The sequence below is a fragment of the Tenacibaculum soleae genome, from assembly GCF_030549005.1.
In the GTDB taxonomy this organism is placed as follows: Bacteria; Bacteroidota; Bacteroidia; order Flavobacteriales; family Flavobacteriaceae; genus Polaribacter; species Polaribacter soleae.
Genome location: NZ_JAUOSW010000002.1, coordinates 107686 through 124797, shown reverse-complemented (window position 1 = coordinate 124797; position 17112 = coordinate 107686). Strand labels below are relative to the sequence as shown.

The window sequence follows — 17112 nt, the reverse complement described above, 5'->3', positions numbered from 1 at the left end:
TAGTTTGGGATTTTTTATATCACTTTAAACTGTGTTACAAAATCATCTTTAATATCTTTATAGCTATTCGTACAATATACATGATCTATAGTTTCTTTTAATTCATCAAAACCATAGTTAAATTGTGCATGCGTTACATATAAAGAAACATTTAATGCTCCTTGTTTTTTTAATGCTTCTGCTAAAAATTTAAACGTCCTTCCTCCATCAGCTAAATCATCAACAATTAAACATTCTTTCCCCTTTACATCTCCCTGGATACTTATTACAGGTACTCCGTTTATTCTTACTTTATTTGACGGAACCAAATCTGCATTTAATTTTTCAGCTATTTCATGCGTAGTTTTATAAGCGCCTGCATCTGGACTTATTAATATTGGATTTCCAATTTTAAGATATGCTTCCTTAACGTATTCAAAATTCTTTAATTCAACCGAATTATTAATTAAAGCTAAACTAATTGAACTATGTGGATGCAATATTTCAACTCTATCAAAATTTAGTGAATTAATAAAATTTGCTATTACTTTTAAATCGAAAGATTCACCAATATTAAAACGCCTGTCAGATCGCTGCCCAATTAAACAAGTAATTGTTAATATTGCTATCGCGTTTTTATTTGTAGTGTTTACAGCATTCCATGCTTCTTTTACAGCTGCTATTCTAAATAAATCTTCGTAAGAATTCCCTCTAATTTTAATATGTAAATCTCCCGCTTCTATAATTTTAGCAGCAACTTGCCCATCTTTAAATTTCTTTATTTCGTATTTCATAACTTAAATTTTATACACTTTCATTTATACGTCCTCTAACATCTTGTAATGTTACCTCATTTAAAAAGGCACCGTCTTTATATATGATTTGTAACTCACCTTGCTCCTCCTCTTCAACAGAAGCTTGATCTATTAAAACATATTCATTATCAACCAAATCTACTTTTACCAATCCTTTTGCCGATTTCTTTATTCCGTCATCTGTAATTGGGTCTTTAAAAATTTCTCTTCGTTCACCATTAACAACAACAGATGTTGCTTTCATTGCAAATCCAAAAGTATCTCTTGTGTTAAATTGGTATGTAAAAGAACCAATACCCAAAACAACATTTGTTGATGCAAACCCTTTATCGTGTAATCTTTTACATATTTGTTCAGCTCTTTCTGTGGTTATACTATCTCCATAAATAGCACCAATATGCGCATCTAAAACTTTAAAACCTTCTTTATTTATAGTACCTCCAAAAATATCCCAAAGTAATTCTACTACTCCTTTTTCTTGTGGTGTTGTTCCGTTTATACTTTGATTCTCTCCACAAATAATGTCTACTGGATCTCCACTATCAGGTCTTATTACCAATTTACCATCTCTAGATAAAACCTCTTCTTTTAATTTTGGTAAATAATCAGTAAGCACTTTCCATAAATCCCAAGTATCACTTACTACAGATAATATTCCTGTTGGATACGTATTCATTAATGCTCTAAATGTACCTATTTCATCATCTTTTGTTCCAGCACACATTACAGAATGTTCTGTTGCATTTACAGATCCAACTACAAATCCTTTTGCATTGTAATATTTACGCAATCCACTAATAACAGGAAGCGTGTCTGACCCCATAAAAACACTTGCATGTCCCATACCTGAAGATAAGGCACTTTGTAAACCTCCCATTCCTCTCATAGAAAAATCGTGTCCTTGAAAATCAATAAAAGCAACATTTTCGCTATCGGTTAATAATGCCCACTTTTTAAAGATTCGTTTATATAAAATTGCTATTGTAGCCGATGTCATTGGTTGCCATAGCATGGTAGATAATATGGTTTCTAAAAAATTAGTAATCCAATAAAAATCTTTATGTGTATTTACAACAGTAAGCATAGGTACTCTAATTGGTACCTCTACGCCTTCTGGTAATGATTTAACTTGTATTGGTAAATATTGTAAATCATGTAATTGTTCGTAATGAGTTACATCATATTCAGCTCCTAGATATAAAGAAAGTTCTTCTTTGATTTCGTTACAAACTTCTTCTTTATTTTTCGAAAAAAAATTGTCGTTAAAATAATCGTGTAACCATTTAATAACATATTGCTGCCCGAAAGAAACTACTTTATCACACCCTTTAGGTGCATATTTATTACTTCTTGGTGTCCAATTAGAATAAACTTCTTCTGTTCCTTTTGGGTATTGTTGGTGGTGTCCTGTTTTATAACCGTCGGTTAATAATAATCCATTCATAGAAATAATGTTTTAATTTGCGTTATTACAACACAAATATATAATGTGTTTTAATCTTAAACTAGTTTTATTTGCGTTATTTTTACACAAATAACATAAACCACTATAAACAAGTGATTAAACCTCGAAAATAATCCCTTCTTTTTTAAGTTGAAAGTATCTTTTTTTATTAAACTGGAATAAGTTTGCAGGTCTACCAGAGCCTTTTGACACTTTTTCGTCAAGCTCGTCAAGTACATTTAAACCAATAATCTTCTTCCTAAAATTTCTTCTATCAACAGCTCTTCCTAAAAGGGTTGTGTATAATTTTTCTAAATCTGAAAACGGAAACTTTGCATCAAGTAATTCAAAACCTAAAGGCTCATAAGTAATTTTCCCTTGTAATCTTTCTATAGCAGCTTTCAGTATTTCTTTATGATCAAAAGATAAATCTGGTAATTCGTCAATATTAAACCACTCTGCTTGTTCAGCGTCAGTTGATGCCTGTACTCTAAATTCATTAGGGCGTACTAATCCAAAGTAAGCAACAGATACTACTCTTCCTCTAGGATCTCTATCTGGTAATCCAAATGTATACAACTGCTCTAAATAATTAATCTTTACTCCTGTTTCTTCTTTAAGTTCTCTCTCCACAGCTTCTTCTAATGATTCTGTATTTAAAACAAAACCGCCAGGTATTGCCCATTTACCCTTAAAAGGTTCGTATTTTCTTTTAATAAGTAATATTGATATAACACCTGCTTCATAACCAAAAACAACTGCATCTACTGATAATTTTATGGCTTGCTCACTCATATATATGTGTAATTTATACACAAAAATAGTTAAATTTATGCTCTCAACAAATGATTACCTATCGCACACTGTAAACAATGTTTTTCTGCGCAATAATTATTTTTAAGTTCTAATAACGCTTGACTATCAAAAGCGCTGGTTACATCAATTTTTAAATCTGAAAATTTGTTAATAATTGAATTCTTTTCTGGTTTAATTTGCTTAATTAATTTAAAAAAGTCTTCTTCATTAACTTCTTCTCCCTTACTTTGTTTGTATACAAATTGTAACGGTATAATGGTATTTATCAATAATAAATCAACAAATGATTTTGTGAGTTTTTTCAATGTTTTTTTTGATCCGGTCTCAAACGTATAATGTTCTTTCCAAAAATCATTTACTTCAACTGAAAATAACTTATAAAAATCTTCTATTTTATTTAATTGCATTAATTTAGAAAACAAATTTTGATGTTTATGAAACAATGCCACTAATTGAGCAATTCGAATGGTTGGAAAATTTGTGGGGCGCATTCTAAAAAACTGAAATAAATTATTTGCAATGGGTTCTAGATTATGTTTATGCTTTAAGTAATTATACTCTTTTTTTAATTGAATGAAGTATTCATTTTCAACATCCTTTTCTAAAAAACCTGCTTGACCAAATAATAAAGCAGAAAGCTCCTGTTCGTTAAAGCAAACTTTTCTTAGCGTAGAAAAACTAAACGATTGCACTAATTGTAAAAAAGCGTCTCCATTAATTTTTAACCCAAAATTTTTAGCTAATAATTGAAATAATACAGCTTCATAATCATTATTTGAGCGCGATAATAATTCTTTTATTAAAACTGATTTATTTTCTAACCGTTCTAGGTACAATCGCTCTAACCAATTACTCATTAAAAATGAATCAACATTAACTATCTCCTTTTCACAAGGAATCCAACGTAATGTTTTAGAAAATAAATTTTGATAATTACCCAATAAATCTTCATTAACTAAACTCTTTAACTGAAGCGTTGGCATAGGTTTATTATTTTTCATAAATACTTCACAATCGTGCCGCCAAACTATATGCAAAATTACAGCATCATAATTCTCATCTTGTTCGTGTTTATGCGCATACCAATCGGAAGAATTAATATGAATTTCAATATTACCAACCCATAATTGATCGTTTATTTTTAACTGAGCATTTAAAAAATCAGGGCCAGCATTTGTATTACGAACACCAGCTTTAACTATCTGAATAGTTTCATTTAATTCAGATTTCAAATTATTTGCATCAAACAATTTGTATTGCCACATAAAATGTAGAAATTCTTCTTTCATAACCGTAAATTAGCAATTATTTTACGACTATCAAGATATGAAAAATATTTACAAATCACTTTTTATCAGCGGGTTTCCCGTTTTTTCTTTAATTATTTTTATAAAAACAATTATAAATATTGATTTTAATATCAATGAAATAGGACTCTTAATTTCATCTCTTACTGTTATTGTTTTCTTTTCGATGTTATTTATAAAACCAGTAGCTAGAACAACGAAAAATTTACAATTCTACTCAACTTTTATAGTTATCGGTTTTGTTTTAAATCTTTTTAATTTCGAACAAAAATCGCTTCTTATAGCGGTAATTTTAACTTTAGGTTGGTTAGCATATTTAACTTGGTATTCTTCTTTTAATTTTAGAAATACCTCAATTTTAGATGTTGGAAAAACACTTCCTAATTTTACTCTTAAGAATAGCCAAGAAGAAGATATCTCAATAGATAATTTATCTGGAAATTTTAATATATTCATTTTTTACCGCGGTAATTGGTGTCCGCTTTGCATGGCTCAAATACAAGAAGTTGTAAATCAGTATAAGGAATTAGAAAAAAGAAATACCAATATGGTTTTGATAAGTTCTCAACCTCACAAATTCACTGAAAATTTGGCAAAAAAACATAAAGTTCCTTTTCATTTTTTAGTAGACAACGATAACATTGTTGCGAAACAACTTGGTATTCTTCATAAAAACGGATTACCCGCAGGTTTTCAAGTTTTTGGTTATGACGCTGATGTTATTTTACCAACTGTTCTTATTACCGATAAAAACAATAAAATTATTTTTGCTGATTTAACCGATAATTACCGAGTACGACCAGAACCAGAGAATTTTATTAAAGTTATAGACAACTATAACAATTAAATTTGTTACCATAAGTTTTTAAAATAGTTAAACATTAATTTTTCTTAAAAGCAATTGTAGTTTTGCTTTATAAATAATATTAAATTATATGAATAGTATAGAAAGTTTACAATGGCGTTATGCTGTTAAAAAATTCGACGAAAATAAATCACTCTCAGAAACACAAATAAATACATTAAAAGAAGCTTTTAATTTAACTGCTACTTCTTACGGATTACAACCTGTTAAAATGGTGGTTATTAAAAATAAAGAAATTCAACAAAAATTAGTTGAACATTCTTGGAATCAACCACAAGTATTACAAGCTTCACATGTATTAGTTTTATGTATTCCTAAAGAATACGGCACAAAAGATGTTGATAATTATTTCTCATTAGTAAAAGCTACTAGAAATACTCCTGATGAAATTTTAAATCCTTTTAAAGAAATGCTTACTTCGTCTATCGGAAGTAAATCGTCAGAAGAATTAAAGGTTTGGAATAAAAATCAAGCATATATCGCTTTAGGTAATTTAATGACAGTTGCTGCAAACGAACAAATAGATTCGTGCCCTATGGAAGGATTTATTCCTGAAAAATATGATGAAATTTTAGAATTAGATCAACATAACTTAACATCTGTTTTAGTATTACCTGTTGGTTTTAGAGCGGAAGATGATTATATGAAAGATTTGAAAAAGGTTCGTAAAAATATAGCGGACGTTATTATTGAAATTTAACATTTTTAATTAATCATAAAAGATGTTCGTCAACCTAAACTTGTTTAAGGTTCTCATTGGAAATAAATAATTTATTGAGTGATGAGATTCCGAAATAAATTTGGAATGACACGTAGAAATAGAATTATGATACAAAAAGAGCAGAACATTATCTTTATGTTCTGCTCTTTACATTTATTAAACCCTTTGCATTTAATTTATAATTACAAATTAGTACATTCGTAATTCATAATTAAACTGTATGCAACCACTACATATACTACTACTTATTCTTACCTATTTTGGTGTATTAATTCTTATTTCTTACATCACTGGTAAATCAGCAAACAACAACACCTTTTTTAAAGCTGACAATTCTTCTCCTTGGTATTTAGTTGCCTTTGGTATGATTGGCGCTTCATTATCTGGAGTTACCTTTATTTCGGTGCCTGGTTGGGTAGAAGGACAACAAATGAGCTACATGCAAATGGTGTTGGGTTATGTAGTTGGATATGCAGTAATCGGATTAATTTTACTGCCTCTTTACTATCGATTAAACCTTACATCAATTTATACTTACTTAGAAGATCGTTTTGGTAGATTTTCGTATAAAACCGGAGCGTCATTTTTCTTATTATCAAGAACTATTGGTGCTGCATTTCGTTTATTTTTAGTTGCTAATGTGTTACAATTAATACTGTTTGATGCATACGGAATTCCATTTTGGGTTACCGTAACTATTACCATTTTACTAATTTGGTTGTACACTTTTAAAGGAGGAATAAAAACTATTGTTTGGACAGATACTTTACAAACCTTATTTATGTTAATTGCAGTTGGTGTATGTATTGTTATGATTAAAGATGAAATGCAAATAGACAGTTTATCATCATACATCACCGAAAACAAACTTTCTAAAATGTTCTTTTTTGAGGATTGGAAATCTGGAAATTATTTTTGGAATCGATTTTTTTCTGGAGCTTTTATTGCTATTGTAATGACAGGTTTAGATCAAGATATGATGCAAAAAAACTTAACTTGTCGTAACTTAAAAGACGCTCAAAAAAACATGTTTTGGTTTACGCTTGTTTTAGTTGTTGTAAACTTTTTCTTTTTAGCTTTAGGAGTTTTATTAACCGATTACGCTACTACAAATGGTATTGCTGCGCATAAAGATCAATTATTTCCGATGATAGCTATGAGTGGCGATTTAGGTATAGCAACTTCGTTGTTCTTTTTATTAGGATTAATAGCAGCCGCATATTCAAGTGCTGATAGTGCTTTAACATCTTTAACAACATCATTTAGTATTGATATTTTAGAAATTGATAAAAAAGAAGATAATCAAGAAAAAGAGAAGGTTCGTAAGAAAATACATATTCTATTTTCATTTGTATTAATAGCTACTATTTTAGCTTTTAAATATTTTATTGCAGATGCTAGTGTAATTGCTAAAATATTTCAATTTGCAGGTTACACCTATGGTCCTTTATTAGGTTTATATGCCTTCGGATTGTTTACCAAATTTAAAGTTAAAGATAATTTAGTTCCAATAATTTGTATAATCTCTCCTATTTTCACCTACTTAATAAGTCTTTTTAGTAAAACGCAATTAAATTTCGATTTTGGCTTCTTTGTTTTAGTTCTTAACGGACTACTTACTTTCTTAGGATTATTAGCTATAAAACAACATAAAAATGCCTAAAAAAGGAAAAGCAAAAAACACTGCTAATAAAGCGAAGCATACTCGTTTAATGAAACAGAAAGAAAATAAAGTAAAACTAGAAAAGCAGCGTAATAAAGAACGTTTAAAAGCGCTTGTAAAAAAAATGAATGAACAAAAAGAGAAAAAAAACTAAATCACTATTGCTTAGTCAAACAAAAAAATGAAAACACAAATTAAATTAATATTAAATTTCCATATTTGCTATATAATTATTGCTTTTATTGTAGCTTCATGCAGTACATCTTCTAAAAAAAATAAAACAGACTTTTGTTCAAGTATTCATCGAAACGATAGCATAACACTATCTAACGAGCTCAATGAATTTACTGAACTTATGCAAAATAAAACAGGTGTTTATGTTTTAGAAGATGGTAGCGGATCAATGATTGCCAGAGCTTGGTTAACTGAATATGCTGAAAAAACCATAGACATTCAATACTTTATTTTCTCAACCGATAATGTAGGTCTGATTGCTTGTGATTATTTAATAAAAGCTGCTGATCGTGGCGTTAAAATTAGAATCATTGTTGATGATATTATGGTTGATTCAGACATAGAGGACATTCTTACATTTAATTCTCATAAAAACATTACTGTAAAAATTTATAACCCTGGTGTTAATTTAGGAAAGAATATTTTTCAAAAAATTCGAAAATTTACAACAGATTTTAGATCTGCTAACCAACGTATGCATAATAAAACATTTATTGTTGATGGTAAAGTTGTAATTACAGGAGGTCGTAACATAGCTGATGAATATTTTGATTACGATCATGAATATAATTTTAGAGATAGAGATATTTTATTAATAGGAAAAGAAACTAAAGAAGTTAATAAATCTTTTGATGAGTTTTGGAATAGTTCACTCAGCAAAGATGTTACTAGTATAATAGAAAAAAAGTCAGAAAATATTTTATCGGAAGATAGGTTTGATAATTTACATGAATATGCCTGCAATCCTGCTAATTTTTGGCCACAGATAAGAGAACGAATTAAAAATTTACCTAATACATTTAACTCTATTAAAGAGTCAGGTAAATTAATATGGCTAGATGATGTAATATTTATTTCTGATAATCCTGGCAAAAATGATGGAAAACATGGTTTAGGTGGTGGTGGAATTTCAACAACAGCTTTAATTAATTTAATTAAAAAAGCTAAATCATCTATAGATATACAAACACCCTATTTAATTACTACTGAATTAGCCCAAAATCTATTTAAGGAAGCTATAGATAGAGGTGTAAAAATTAGAATTCTTACTAATAGTTTAGCCTCTACAGATAATGTAGAAGCCTTTAGTAGTTATCAAACAGATAGAAAAAAACTATTAAATACAGGAATTAGAATATTTGAATTTCGTCCGGATGCAGCTGAACGCACAAAAATAATGACTGGTGAGCTTCAAGAAAAACTAAATCATAAACCAATTTTTGGTCTTCATGCAAAATCTATGGTTATAGATAATAAAACAACTGTTATAGGTACGTTTAACCTTGATCCTAGGAGCGCAAATCTAAATACAGAATGTATTGTTATTGTAAATTCTGAGAAAGTTTCAAAGAGTATTTTAAAAGGTATGGAAGAAGAATTTAAACCTGAAAATTCATGGGAAACAACATTAAAATACAATCCAGACTCTGAAGTGAGTAATTATAAACGTATAAAAACTTGGACTAGAAAAATAATTCCAAAAAACATATTATAAAATTGACTAATGAATAAATACTACCTATTATTTTTCGTCCTATTTTTGAATAGTAGCTTTGCTCAAAACAAATATAAAGAAGCCGAAGGTTTTTATAACCTATCTGGCTTTGAAGTTTCTTCTGGTTTATATTTACTAAAGAATACTACTTTTTTTTATTACTCAATGTTTGGGAATGTTGACTTGAAAATATACGGAAACTATTCAATTTCTGATCAAAATAAATTAAAACTAATCCCTAATGAAGAATTAAAGAAAGAGTTTTATTTATTTGGCTTAAAAAATAATCAAATAAAAAAAGACATTATTATTTTACAATACAATAAACCTTTTTCTAAAAAAGCTGAAAAATTATTTATAAACACAAATACTAAGCTAACTAAGTTCCCTGAATTTAAGCTAGGTTCAAAAACTGTTTCTATAAACTTAAAACTACCTAAATCAAAAAAAATACAACTTGAGTTTAATGAATCAAAAACAACAATGATTAAGATTGTTAATGATTTTAATGACATAAAAATTTATCATAATTATTATGCTAACATGGTAAGTATGGTTTCAAAAATGTCTTTTAATTCAGAAAAGGGAACACTAACAAATTATAACTCCTCCAAAGCTACAAGAATTCAAAAAAAAGAAATTAATGATAAAACAAAAGAAAAAATAAACAACTACATTGAGTCTAGCAAAAAGAGAAAGACCATAACTAGGAAAGGAAAAATATATACAAAAATATAATATTTTTATATAAAAAAACCAAGTTAAAAAACTTGGTTTTTTTTAATCTTTCAACACTTAAAAACTATTTATCAATAGATCCTAAAACACGTTTCATAAAATTATTTAGTGCTTCTTTTTTAGGAGTACCATCTTTAACCATTTTGTCTACTTCAATAGCGCCATACATATTAGAAATTAACTCACCAATAACATCTAATTCTTCATCTTTTAATGACGAAACTTCAGTTAAAGCTTCTAATGTTTCAATTGTTTCTAGTACGTAATCCTGGTCATTTTCTTCAATAAATGAAGTTAAGTGTTTTATAACTGGTAATTTCATAATATCTTACTATTTTTTCGATTTAATTAAATTAAAACCTTTTTAATACAATTTATCTACTTTACCAAGTTTGATAAAAGTTATACTACTTCGTTTACTAATTCTTTTAATACATCAAACTTGTTGGTTTGTGTTTGCTTTACAAATTTACCGTCAACAAAAGTTGCAAAAGTTGGTAAATTACTTACATCTGCTAGTTTTCTGCTTTCAGGAAACTTTTCTGCATCTGCAATAACAAAAACCGTGTTTTCGTTTTCAGTAGCCAACTTCTTAAATTTTGGTTTCATAATGCGGCAGTTACCACACCATGTTGCCGAATATTGCACAACTACTTTAGTGTTTTCTGAAATAATTTCAGTTAAATTATCCTGATTTAATTCTTGTACCATAATTTTATGCTATTAGAAAGGGGTTCGTGTAATTAAATCCCCCAATTTTTACACGAACAGATTCCTTTCTTAGTTTTTATTAGTTAGATGCTAAATATTCAGCAGTTCCTTTTGCATTTGGTTTCATGGCTGTTTTACCTTCTTCCCAGTTTGCAGGACATACTTCTCCATTTTTTTGAACATGAGCATATGCATCAATTAAACGTAAAAACTCATTTACATTTCTACCAACTGGCATGTGGTTTATTCCTTCATGAAAAACAGTTCCTTCTTCGTCAATTAAATACGTAGCTCTGTAAGTTACATTATCTCCAACAACTTGTACTGTTTGTGTAGCTTCGTCAAAAACCTCATCAGAAATATCTAAAATTCCTAAGATTGATGATAAATTACGGTTGCTATCTGCTAATAAAGGGTAAGTAACACCTTCAATTCCTCCGTTATCTTTTGGCTGATTTAACCATGCAAAATGTACTTCAGGAGTATCACAAGAAGCTCCGATTACTATTGTATTTCTTTTTTCAAACTCACCTAAAGCTGCTTGAAAAGCATGTAATTCAGTAGGACATACAAATGTAAAATCTTTTGGGTACCAGAATAACAATACTTTTTTCTTATTATTTTTAGCCTCTTCTAATACATTTACTTTGAACGTGTCTCCCATTTCGTTCATTGCATCTACACTTAAATTTGGAAATTGTTTACCAACTGCTGTTGCCATTTTTTATATTTTTTATTTATTAATATTCGTTTTACAAGTACAAATATACCAAGCAAATCATCTTGAATTAAAAAAAATTGATGCTAATTTTTTATTCCTTTATCAATTTTACTTATACTTTCAGCTTGCAATTATCACTTTAAGCTATCATGCGATTCTAAACTCTTATTCTTAGTAGAAAAAATCTAAAAGAGTTAATTATAATTTTATATCCGTTAATTCAATTACACTTATTCTTCTATTTTTGATTGAACTTAATAATACCTATGAGCAATTTAAAAAACAAAACAATTCCAAAAAATATTTTTACCAAAGTTACAAAAGCGCTTTCTTACTTCCCTTCTTTAGAAAACACCCCTATTACTTTTAAATTTAAAAAAAACATTAAAAAATCGACCATGCAAGCGCAACCTGAGTTTTTAACCGTTTTATTCGGAAAAAAACATAGACGTTATGTTATTTTTATTAGTGAAAAATTTAAAATATCTGGCACTGAATTAAAAACAAGAGACATTCCTTATGATGTTTTTGTAGGTTGGATTGGTCATGAACTAGGTCATATAATGGATTATGAAGAAATGAGCAACCTTGAACTAATTTGGTTTGGTTTTAAATATATACTGTTAGAAAAACACATTATTAATGCCGAAAGAAAAGCCGATCATTTTGCTGTAAAACAAGGAATGGAAGACTATATTATGAGAACCAAAAACTTCATTTTAAATCACGCCGATATAACACAAACCTATAAAAACAGAATGAAGCGTTATTATTTATCGCCAGAGGAAATTATGCAACTAGTTAACGATCGTGATAATGTTACTCTAAAACCTTAAAGGTTTAGCTGTTCTTTTACAAATATTTCCCATTCTGCAAACTTTTCACTTCCCATAACTCTTTCCATTTTTACTTGACCTCCTTTTTTCTTATTTCTTTCGCTCCAATTATGAAAAATAGCAGCTGGTATTATAGTTACTTTTACACCTTCTAAAGCTTTACTCCGAGCTACTTTGTAATTTTTATTTGCTTCTTTTAAAAATGTATCTAACTTTTCAGCAACTACCGGTTCATCTTCTTTTAAATCTGTTCCAATATACCAAGTATGATAAAACTCATCGTCTTTATGTCGTTTTGCACAAATAGTATATTCTGTTATTTGTGTATTAAACTGCTCTTCTAAATACTTCATTCCTGCATCCATTTTATTAACAGACAGTTGCGAACCAACTGTATTTAAGAAAAACTTAGTTCGCCCTGTAATTTTTATTTCTGCTCTTTCAACATCAGTAAATTCAATTGTATCACCTATTATATATCTCCATAAACCACTTACCGTACTTATAATTAAAACATAGTCCTGATTTAACTTTACATCTTTTAAGGTAATAGAAGGCGCATCAATTTTTAACGCCCCATCTGAAAGTATGTATTCAGGTTTAAAAGGAACAAACTCAAAATAAATACCTTCATTTGTATTTAACTGCATTGCGTCTGTTTCTGGTCTTACTTGTGTTGCAATGTACCCTTCGGATGCTAAATAGGTATCTATTACAGTTACTTCTTTACCTAATAAAGCTTTAAAACTTTTTTCATAAGGACCAAAGGCCACACCTCCTGACGTATACACCTTAAGATTAGGCCATATTTCATGAATATTATTTAGGTTATGGTGTTCGATTACTTTTTGAAGCATTAATTCTATCCAAGATGGAATTCCGCTTAAAGCACCAATATCCCATTTTTTTGCATCTTCAGCAATTTTTTGTACCCGCGTATCCCAATCACTTATTTTAGCAATATCTTCCCCTGGTTTATAATAGCTTTTAAACCAGAAAGGAATATTACTTGCGGTTATACCACTTATTTCGCCTTCTTCTTTGTCATCTTTTCGTTGATTTAAATCCGTAGAACTACCTAGCATCATAATTTCTTTCTCGAAAAAATCAACCGGCAAGTCGAAATTTTTAAGAGCCAATACTTGTTTAATTCCTGATTGTCTTATCACTTCTAACATTTCGTTTGTAACAGGTATTCTCTTACTTTCTGAACCAGTTGTACCTGAACTTAGCGCAAAATAATCTGGACTATCAGGCCATGTTACATTTTCTTGTCCCTCATGTAATTTATACCACCACTCTTTATTCATTGCGTCGTAATCAAAATAAGGAACTTCTTTAGCAAATGAAACTACATGTTTATCTGTATTTAAAATATCATCAAATTTATACTGCTTACCAAACTGTGTGTTTTTAGCTATAGTTAATAAATCAGATAATACTTTTTTTTGATTTTCTATATGATTATCACTACTTACTAATGCGTTTGCCACATCAATAACACCTTTTATAATACCTCCTAAAACTGCCATAAACCTTGTTTTTTTATCAAAAATAAGTAAGAAAAAGCATTAAACAATGTAAAAATAGCTATTGAGTTAATATTAATATTTTATGAGTTAAAGCTTACTTTATTCCTAAGTTATCTTTGTAGTATCAATAATTATTAACCTAAAAACAAAAAAAATGAGCGATAATAAAAACATATTTGGAGTATTAGTAGGAATGGCTGTTGGTGCCGGAATTGGGGTGTTATTTGCACCAGATAAAGGAAGTAAAACAAGGCAAAAAATAGCAGATGGTGCTGTTTCTGCAAAAGACACTATTGTTACAGAAGCTACACATATTAAAGATGAAGTTGCTACAAAAGCAGAAACTTTAAAAAACAATGTATCTGATACTTTAAACGCAAAAAGCAATACATTAGAAGAAAAACTAGATACTATTATTACAGATGCTAGTTATAAAGCTGAAGATGTTATTTCTAACCTAGAGTTACGCCTTAAAACATTAAAAGCTAAGAATAAAAAATTACAAACTAAATAATGTCTGTTTTTAAATCTTTACACACAAACTCAGAAAAAGCGATCGAGAAAGGCGAGGAATTTATTAAAAATTCTGAAAAATATTATAAGCTAAAAATTTTTCAGGTTTTAACATCTTCTCTTAGCATGATTTTTAATTTTGCTATTATAGGTATTTTTATACTTATTGCTTTTATATTTTTAGCTGTTGCAATCTCATCAGTTATTGGTAACTATTTAAATAATCCTTTTTTAGGATACATTTTGGTTGCATTACTTTTTTTTGTTTTTGGACTTATTGCATATTTAGTAAGAAATCATATAGATAACTTTGTTATTAAAAGCTTATCTGAAAAATATTTTGATGATGAAAAAACACTATAAAAACAGTCAGGAAATAACTACCGAATTAAAAAAACTACGTCTTAAACGTGATATTTCAGTTGAGGAAATTAAACTAATAAAAGAGCAGTTAAAAGAAGATTTATCAATTGTTAATTGGGTAAAAACACTAGCTACTAATCTTGGTAAATTAGGTGTTTATAATTTTGCAAAAAAAATGATGAAATAATATACTATATGTATCCTAAAATTTTCTCTAACTAAAAAACACCTAGAAGAATCTTTGAAACATTCTTCTAGGTGTTTTTATTTATTCGTGACTTTAATACCCTTATTTACTTGCAAATAATTTTATATCATTCTCTGATATTTCTTTTTCACCTAAAATAAGTAAACGTTCAACTACGTTTCTTAATTCACGAATATTACCTGTCCAATCATAGGCTTGTAATAGTTTTATAGCTTTTTCTGAAAATATTTTTTTAGCCATTCCTTGTTCTTTTGAAATTTTATCAGCAAAAAAATCTACCAATAAAGGAATATCGTCTCGTCTATCATTTAAAGCCGGTACTTTTATTAAAATTACTGCCAAACGATGGTATAAATCTTCACGAAAGCGCCCTTCGGCTATTTCTTGTTTTAAATCTTTATTTGTAGCTGCTACAATACGAACATTTACTTTTATATCTTTATCTGATCCTACTCGTTGAATTTTATTTTCTTGTAAAGCACGCAATACTTTTGCTTGTGCCGACAAACTCATGTCGCCTATTTCATCTAAAAAAATAGTTCCGCCATTTGCGGCTTCAAACTTACCTGCCCTATCTTTATTTGCTCCTGTAAAAGAACCTTTTACATGTCCAAAAAGTTCGCTTTCTATTAATTCAGACGGAATTGCTGCACAATTTACCTCAATCATAGATGCTTTTACCCTTTCTGATTTTTCGTGTAACCAATGTGCTACAAGCTCTTTTCCGGTTCCGTTAGGCCCTGTAATTAAAACTCTAGCATCAGTAGCTGCTACTTTTTCAATAATTTCTTTGATATGAGTAATCGCATCGCTCTTACCAATCATCTCATAGTTTTTGCTAACTTTCTTTTTTAAGCGTTTGTTTTCAATAACCAACTCCTTTTTATCTAACGCATTACGAACCGTATTTAACAATCGGTTTAAATCTGGTGGCTTTGAAATATAATCAAAAGCTCCTAAACGCATAGTGTTCACTGCAGTATCTAAATCCCCATGACCAGAAATCATAACCATTGGTACCTCTGGTTTTATTTTTTTAGCTTTTTCCAATACTTCAACCCCATCCATTTTTGGCATTTTAATATCACATAAAACCAAATCGTAATCGTTGCTTTTAATCATTTCAATTCCTAGCAATCCATCTTCAGCCTCTTCTACCTGATATGCTTCGTTTTCTTCTGAAATAATTTTTTTTAAAACTCTGCGAATTGCAGCTTCATCTTCAATTATTAATATTTTTGACATTGTATTGTGTATTATTTTTAGCTTTTTTTATTGATACAATAACCAAGCCATTATATTTTTTTATCTATAATATGTATATCTCTTTGTGGGAAAGGAATTGAAATATTATGCGCTCTAAACAATTTATCTATTTTAAATCGGATATCACTTTGTGGTATTTGCGCCTGAAAACTATCATTTAATGTAAAAACGAGTTTAAACTCTAAAGCACTATCTCCAAAATTCTCAAAGATTACAGTTGGTGCGGGATGTTGAAAAACTTTAGCGTGCTCTTTTGCGGCTTTTAACAATAGCTCCTTAACCAACTGTACATCGCTTCCGTATGCCACTCCAACCTTTACACTTTCACGTGTTGTTGTTCCATTTTGTGTCCAATTATATAAACTATTGGTTAAATATTTATGGTTAGGAATTACCAGCACTTTGTTATCAATTGTTACGGCACGTGTTGTTCTTAACTTTATTTCTTCTACCCTACCTACTTTTTCATCTAATTCAATAATATCGCCTACATGGACACTTTTATCTAAAATAATAAAGACCCCAGAAATAATATCTTGAAAAAAAGTTTGCAACGCTAAACCAATACCAATTAATAATGCTGATGATGCTACTAATATTGCGCTTAAATTAACACCTGCCGATGATAAACTGATTGAAAAAACAATTAAATATAGCAACCAACTTGCAAAAGAAAAAATGGTGTTAAATTTGTTTTTATCCTCTTCTTCTAATCTGTTTTTTACAAATTTTTTAAAATATCTTAATAAATATTTTACTACAAGAAAAGCTAATATTAATAACAAAACTGTTTGTATTGTAATATCTACTTCTTTTCCTCCTATGGGAATTTTATAGCTTAAAAAAACTTTGATTTGCTTTAATACATCTTTCATTTAGTTATTT

20 protein-coding genes are annotated in these 17112 nt (G+C 29.0%); 10 read left to right on the top strand and 10 right to left on the bottom strand.

Translation table 11 applies throughout. The features are described 5' to 3' along the window. Positions 1-14 precede the first annotated feature (14 nt). From Q4586_RS02935 to Q4586_RS02920, 4 genes are all read right to left on the bottom strand, one after another. Positions 15-773, bottom strand: a complete 759-nt coding sequence (locus Q4586_RS02935; protein WP_068704549.1) for a phosphoribosyltransferase family protein — start codon at positions 771-773, stop codon at positions 15-17. A gap of 10 nt (positions 774-783) precedes the next feature. Continuing rightward, positions 784-2238, bottom strand: a complete 1455-nt coding sequence (locus Q4586_RS02930) for a nicotinate phosphoribosyltransferase (RefSeq protein ID WP_068704551.1) — start codon at positions 2236-2238, stop codon at positions 784-786. Between the two features lie 117 nt (positions 2239-2355). Next, positions 2356-3033, bottom strand: coding sequence for an NUDIX hydrolase (locus Q4586_RS02925; RefSeq protein ID WP_068704553.1), 678 nt, complete (start codon positions 3031-3033; stop codon positions 2356-2358). A 35-nt stretch (positions 3034-3068) separates the two neighbouring features. Further along, positions 3069-4343, bottom strand: coding sequence for a DUF2851 family protein (locus Q4586_RS02920; protein ID WP_068704555.1), 1275 nt, complete (start codon positions 4341-4343; stop codon positions 3069-3071). 37 nt (positions 4344-4380) lie between these two features. On the opposite strand from Q4586_RS02920, the gene Q4586_RS02915 reads away from it, so the two are divergent. The 6 genes from Q4586_RS02915 to Q4586_RS02890 all read left to right on the top strand — a co-directional run bounded on the left by Q4586_RS02915 (position 4381) and on the right by Q4586_RS02890 (position 10077). Then, positions 4381-5208 carry a peroxiredoxin family protein gene (locus tag Q4586_RS02915; protein WP_068704557.1) on the top strand — a complete coding sequence of 276 codons (828 nt, stop codon included), beginning with the start codon at positions 4381-4383 and terminating at the stop codon, positions 5206-5208. A gap of 88 nt (positions 5209-5296) precedes the next feature. Next, complete coding sequence (locus Q4586_RS02910) at positions 5297-5926, top strand: NAD(P)H-dependent oxidoreductase (RefSeq protein WP_068704559.1); 630 nt, start codon at positions 5297-5299, stop codon at positions 5924-5926. A gap of 241 nt (positions 5927-6167) precedes the next feature. Beyond that, positions 6168-7610, top strand: a complete 1443-nt coding sequence (locus Q4586_RS02905; protein WP_068704561.1) for a sodium:solute symporter — start codon at positions 6168-6170, stop codon at positions 7608-7610. Then, positions 7603-7764 (top strand): hypothetical protein, encoded by a 162-nt coding sequence (locus Q4586_RS02900; RefSeq protein ID WP_176714977.1) that lies wholly within the window; start codon positions 7603-7605, stop codon positions 7762-7764. Before Q4586_RS02905 ends, Q4586_RS02900 begins: the two co-directional genes overlap by 8 nt. A 27-nt stretch (positions 7765-7791) precedes the next feature. Next, positions 7792-9339: a phospholipase D family protein gene (locus tag Q4586_RS02895; protein WP_068704563.1), complete on the top strand. Its 1548-nt coding sequence runs from the start codon at positions 7792-7794 to the stop codon at positions 9337-9339. A gap of 9 nt (positions 9340-9348) precedes the next feature. Continuing rightward, complete coding sequence (locus Q4586_RS02890) at positions 9349-10077, top strand: hypothetical protein (protein WP_141677678.1); 729 nt, start codon at positions 9349-9351, stop codon at positions 10075-10077. Between the two features lie 64 nt (positions 10078-10141). Here Q4586_RS02890 and Q4586_RS02885 read toward each other — a convergent pair whose 3' ends face one another. The 3 genes from Q4586_RS02885 to Q4586_RS02875 all read right to left on the bottom strand — a co-directional run bounded on the left by Q4586_RS02885 (position 10142) and on the right by Q4586_RS02875 (position 11509). Then, the gene (locus Q4586_RS02885) at positions 10142-10399 is read right to left on the bottom strand and encodes a DUF6952 family protein (protein ID WP_068704567.1); all 258 of its coding nucleotides are present in this window, start codon (positions 10397-10399) and stop codon (positions 10142-10144) included. Between the two features lie 80 nt (positions 10400-10479). Further along, positions 10480-10788 carry a thioredoxin family protein gene (locus Q4586_RS02880; protein WP_068704569.1) on the bottom strand — a complete coding sequence of 103 codons (309 nt, stop codon included), beginning with the start codon at positions 10786-10788 and terminating at the stop codon, positions 10480-10482. Positions 10789-10867: 79 nt separating this feature from the next. After that, on the bottom strand, positions 10868-11509 hold the full coding sequence (locus Q4586_RS02875) for a peroxiredoxin (protein ID WP_068704571.1): 642 nt from the start codon (positions 11507-11509) through the stop codon (positions 10868-10870). Between the two features lie 266 nt (positions 11510-11775). Here Q4586_RS02875 and Q4586_RS02870 point away from each other — a divergent pair, with 266 nt between their 5' ends. Beyond that, a complete protein-coding gene (locus Q4586_RS02870) occupies positions 11776-12345 on the top strand; it encodes a hypothetical protein (protein ID WP_068704573.1) in 570 nt (189 codons plus the stop codon). Here Q4586_RS02870 and Q4586_RS02865 read toward each other — a convergent pair. Beyond that, a complete protein-coding gene (locus tag Q4586_RS02865) occupies positions 12342-13877 on the bottom strand; it encodes a GH3 family acyl-acid amido synthetase (RefSeq protein ID WP_303526161.1) in 1536 nt (511 codons plus the stop codon). The genes Q4586_RS02870 and Q4586_RS02865 overlap by 4 nt on opposite strands. 154 nt (positions 13878-14031) lie before the next feature. On the opposite strand from Q4586_RS02865, the gene Q4586_RS02860 reads away from it, so the two are divergent. The 3 genes from Q4586_RS02860 to Q4586_RS02850 are packed head-to-tail and all read left to right on the top strand — an operon-like array spanning position 14032 to position 14940. After that, entirely contained in the window at positions 14032-14391 is a 360-nt protein-coding gene (locus tag Q4586_RS02860) for a YtxH domain-containing protein (protein ID WP_068704577.1), read from the top strand. Further along, entirely contained in the window at positions 14391-14753 is a 363-nt protein-coding gene (locus tag Q4586_RS02855) for a phage holin family protein (RefSeq protein ID WP_068704579.1), read from the top strand. The genes Q4586_RS02860 and Q4586_RS02855 overlap by 1 nt, the downstream gene beginning before the upstream one ends. After that, positions 14734-14940, top strand: coding sequence for a hypothetical protein (locus tag Q4586_RS02850; RefSeq protein WP_141677679.1), 207 nt, complete (start codon positions 14734-14736; stop codon positions 14938-14940). The genes Q4586_RS02855 and Q4586_RS02850 overlap by 20 nt, the downstream gene beginning before the upstream one ends. 102 nt (positions 14941-15042) lie before the next feature. Here the strand turns inward: Q4586_RS02850 and Q4586_RS02845 are convergent, their stop codons facing one another. After that, positions 15043-16206, bottom strand: coding sequence for a sigma-54-dependent transcriptional regulator (locus tag Q4586_RS02845; protein ID WP_303526153.1), 1164 nt, complete (start codon positions 16204-16206; stop codon positions 15043-15045). A gap of 50 nt (positions 16207-16256) precedes the next feature. Beyond that, positions 16257-17102, bottom strand: a complete 846-nt coding sequence (locus Q4586_RS02840; protein WP_068704586.1) for a mechanosensitive ion channel family protein — start codon at positions 17100-17102, stop codon at positions 16257-16259. Between the last annotated feature and the right edge of the window lie 10 nt (positions 17103-17112).